Source organism: Phenylobacterium sp., from assembly GCF_028290885.1.
Classification (GTDB): domain Bacteria; phylum Pseudomonadota; class Alphaproteobacteria; order Caulobacterales; family Caulobacteraceae; genus Phenylobacterium.
In genome coordinates, this window is sequence record NZ_JAQGIZ010000227.1 from 1 (window position 1) to 3,559 (window position 3,559).

The following is a 3,559-nucleotide window of genomic DNA, read 5'->3' on the forward strand; positions in this document are numbered from 1 at the left end:
GCTTCAACAAGCTCAAGCACTTCCGCCGCTTCGCCACGCGATATGACAGGCGGGCTGTCCACTACCTGGCCTTCATCCACCTCGCCGCCGCCGTCCTATGGCTGCGCTGAATGTCGATTCGCCCTAGTGTGCTGGATTTGAAGTTCGCCGTCTTCACGGGCCACGCGCCGAGCGAACTTCAAATCCAAAAAGCACACTAGAAACATATACTTGCTAGTGTCCTCATCGATTCCGAAGTTCGCCAAAGCCAGCCGCAAGCGCTTGCGAACTTCGGAATCGGGACACTAGCAGCCGTCCAGCTTGGCCAGGTCGTCCAAGCCGCCGACTGTGACGTCCAGGTCGTTCACCAGGCCGGTGGACAGCGAATAGACCCAGCCGTGGACGCAGACCTGTTGGCCGCGCGCCCAGGCGTCCTGCACGAAGACGTCCGAGGCGACGTTCCGCACCTGGCGGATCACGTTGAGCTCGCAGAGGCGGTCGAGGCGAGCGCGCTCGTCGGGGATGGCGTCGAGCTCGTGGCGGTGGTCGTGGCAGACCTCGCGGATCGGGTGCAGCCAGTGGTCGACCAGGCCGCGCCGCTTGCCGTCCACGGCGGCCGCGATCCCGCCGCAGCCGTAGTGGCCGACCACCATCACGTGCTTCACCTTGATCACGTCGATGGCGAACTGCAGCACGCTCAGGTAGTTGGCGTCCTGCGGCGGGGCGAGGTTGGCGACGTTGCGGTGCACGAACAGCTCGCCCGGATCGAGGTCGACGATCTCGTTGGCCGGCACCCGGCTGTCGGAGCAGCCGATCCACAGGTATTCCGGCGCCTGCTGGCCCTCGAGCCGCTTGAAGAAGCCGGGATCGGCGGTGACCATCCGCTGGGCCCAGGCGCGGTTGTTGGCCTTCAGGTCGTCGAGCATGTCAGCCAAGCCTTCCTAAACCGGGACCGCGTCGGGCTGCTTGGTCGGGTGCGCGGCCTGGAAGGCCGGGTGCTCGGCCGCCCGCTCGGCCACGGCTCGGATCGCCGGATACGGACCGAGATCGACCTCGAAGCGGTTGGCCGAGTAGACCTGGGGGATCAGGCAGCAGTCGGCGATCGTCGGCGTGTCCCCGAACGCGAACCCCTGGCCGTATCGCGTCACCATGGGCTCGAGCGTGTCGAAGCCGTCGGTGATCCAGCGATGCACCCAGGCGAGGTTGTCGTCCTTGCTGACGCCAAGTTTGTCGAGCGCGCGGCCGACGCGGGTGTTGTTCAGCGGATGGATGTCGCAGGCGATGACCAGCGCCATGGCGCGGACGCGCTGCCGGTCCAGCGGCGCCGCGGGCAGGATGGCGGGCTGCGGATGGGTCTCTTCCAGCCACTCCAGGATCGCCAGGCTCTGGGTGAGCACGTCGCCGTCGCCGAGGTCGAGGGCCGGCGTCAGGCCCTGCGGATTGACCGCCTTGTAGGCTGCCTCCCGCTGCTCGCCCTTGATCAGGTTGATCGGGACGTAGTCGTAGGCGATCTCCTTGAGCGCCAGCCCGATGCGCACCCTGTAAGGCGCCGTGGCCCGCCAGGCGGAATAGAGGGTCGGTTTCACTAGACTACCTTGAAGGCGAGCTTGCCCACGCCTTCGACCTCGCCCTCGACGCGGTCGCCGCGGACCAGGGGGCCCACGCCCTCGGGCGTGCCGGTGTAGATCAGGTCGCCGGGAGCCAAGGTCCAGAGCTTGGAGGCCTCGGAGATGATCTCGGCGGTGGCCCAGATCATGTCGGCGACCGTCGCGTCCTGCCGGGTCTCGCCGTTCACCGAGAGCCGGATGCGGCCCTGCGGCGCCGGGCCCGTCCACGGCTTGATGGCGGAGATCGGCGCCGAGGCGTCGAAGCCCTTCGCGGCCTCCCAGGGCTGGCCCTTGTCCTTGGCCGCGTTCTGCAGGTCGCGCCGGGTCATGTCGACGCCGACCGCATAGCCGAACACCAGGTCCAGCGCGCGATCGACCGGCACATCCGCCCCGCCGGCCTTCAGCGCCACCACCAGCTCGATCTCGTGATGCAGGTTCGACGTCCGGGGCGGATAGGCCACGTTCTCGCCTGGCGGGACGATGGCGTCGGCGGGCTTGGCGAAGAAGAACGGCGGGTCGCGGTCGTCGCCGCCCATCTCGCGCCGGTGGGCGGCGTAGTTGCGCCCCACGCAGAGGATGCGGCGCACGGGGAAGACCGCCGCCTGGCCCTCGACGGGGACTGTGGTCACGGCGGGCGGATCGAAGAGATATTGGCTCATGGGCTGCGCCTTACGCCGCGCGCGGCTGGGCGTCCACCCTGAGCCACCTCTCCCCCGCGAAGCCAGGCTGCGCCGGCGAGAGGAGATTGACAACCGCGCCCTGCGGCGGCTCTGCCTTGTCCCGTCGCAGTATCGCCGGAGACCGCATGACCACGCCTCAAGGACCCCTCGCCGACCTGGTGGTGATCGAGATGGGGACGCTGATCGCCGGGCCTTTCGCCGGCCAGATCCTCGGGGACTTCGGGGCCGAGGTGATCAAGCTCGAGGATCCCAAGGTGGGCGATCCCATGCGCCAGTGGGGGCGCAGCCTGCCCAAGGGCCTCTCGCCCTGGTGGCCGGTGATCGGGCGCAACAAGAAATCGGTCGGCCTCGACCTGCGGACGCCCGAAGGCCAGCAGATCGCCAAGGCGCTGATCGCCCAGGCCGACGTGGTGATCGAGAACTTCCGGCCGGGCGCCATGGAGAAGTGGGGCCTCTCCTACGAGGCGCTCTCCGCCGACAATCCCAAGCTGGTGATGGCCCGGGTCTCCGGCTTCGGCCAGACCGGCCCCTACGCCGAGCGCGCCGGCTACGGCCTGATCGGCGAGGCGATGGGCGGCCTGCGCTATGTCACCGGCGAGCCGGACCGGGCCCCGGCGCGGGCCGGCATCTCGATCGGCGACAGCCTGGCGGCGATGCACGCGGTGATGGGGATCACCATGGCCCTGCACGAGCGCGGGCGCACCGGGCGGGGCCAGGTGATCGACGCGGCGCTCTACGAGAGCGTGCTGGCTGTGATGGAGAACCTGGTCACCGAATACGACCTGACCGGCTACGTGCGCGAGCGGTCGGGCTCCGTCCTGCCCGGCATCGCGCCGTCCAACGCCTATCCCTGCGCCGGCGGAGAGCTGATCCTGATCGGCGGCAACGGCGACACGGTCTACGCTCGCCTCACCGAGGCCATGGGCCGGCCGGACCTGAAGACCGACCCGAGGTTCGTTGACCATGCCAGCCGCGGCGCCAACCAGCGCGAGCTCGACGCCATCATCGCGGAGTGGACCGCGGGCTTCGCCCTGCCGGACCTGATCGCCCTGCTGGAATCCAGGGGCGTGCCGGCCAGCCGCGTGTTCCGCGCCCCGGACATGCTGGAGGATCCCCAGTTCCAGGCCCGCGAGGCCATCGTCACCACCGAGCACCCGGTGTTCGGCCCGATCCGCATGCAGAACGCCTTCCCCAAGCTCTCGCGCACGCCGGGCGCCGTGCGCTGGCCGGGGCCGGCGCTGGGGGCGCATACGGACGAGGTGCTGAAGGCCCGCGCGAGCTGTTCGGACGACC

The 3,559-nt window shown here is 69.3% G+C and carries 4 protein-coding genes and 1 pseudogene; 2 read left to right on the forward strand and 3 right to left on the reverse strand.

Annotated elements, in window-relative coordinates; all coding sequences use genetic code 11:
• Positions 1–110 (forward strand): annotated as a pseudogene (locus tag JWP28_RS14990) (IS5/IS1182 family transposase); the annotation flags it as partial.
• 174 nt (positions 111–284) lie between these two features.
• On the opposite strand, the gene JWP28_RS14995 reads toward JWP28_RS14990, so the two are convergent.
• From JWP28_RS14995 to JWP28_RS15005, 3 genes are read right to left on the reverse strand one after another with little or no spacing between them, the layout of a single operon-like run.
• On the reverse strand, positions 285–905 hold the full coding sequence (locus tag JWP28_RS14995) for a carbonic anhydrase (protein ID WP_299544107.1): 621 nt from the start codon (positions 903–905) through the stop codon (positions 285–287).
• A 15-nt stretch (positions 906–920) separates the two neighbouring features.
• Positions 921–1,565 carry a maleylacetoacetate isomerase gene (gene maiA, locus JWP28_RS15000; RefSeq protein WP_299544108.1) on the reverse strand — a complete coding sequence of 215 codons (645 nt, stop codon included), beginning with the start codon at positions 1,563–1,565 and terminating at the stop codon, positions 921–923.
• Entirely contained in the window at positions 1,565–2,245 is a 681-nt protein-coding gene (locus JWP28_RS15005) for a fumarylacetoacetate hydrolase family protein (RefSeq protein ID WP_299544110.1), read from the reverse strand. The genes maiA and JWP28_RS15005 overlap by 1 nt, the downstream gene beginning before the upstream one ends.
• A gap of 146 nt (positions 2,246–2,391) precedes the next feature.
• Between JWP28_RS15005 and JWP28_RS15010 the strand changes: the two genes are divergently transcribed.
• A partial coding sequence (locus tag JWP28_RS15010; protein WP_299544111.1) for a CoA transferase occupies positions 2,392–3,559 on the forward strand: 1,168 nt, incomplete at its 3' end.

Coding starts and splice junctions, on each gene's coding strand:
- JWP28_RS14995 (WP_299544107.1), bottom strand. CDS start 905: ATGCTCGACGACCTGAAGGCCAACAACCGCGCCTGGGCCCAGCGGATG.
- JWP28_RS15005 (WP_299544110.1), bottom strand. CDS start 2,245: ATGAGCCAATATCTCTTCGATCCGCCCGCCGTGACCACAGTCCCCGTC.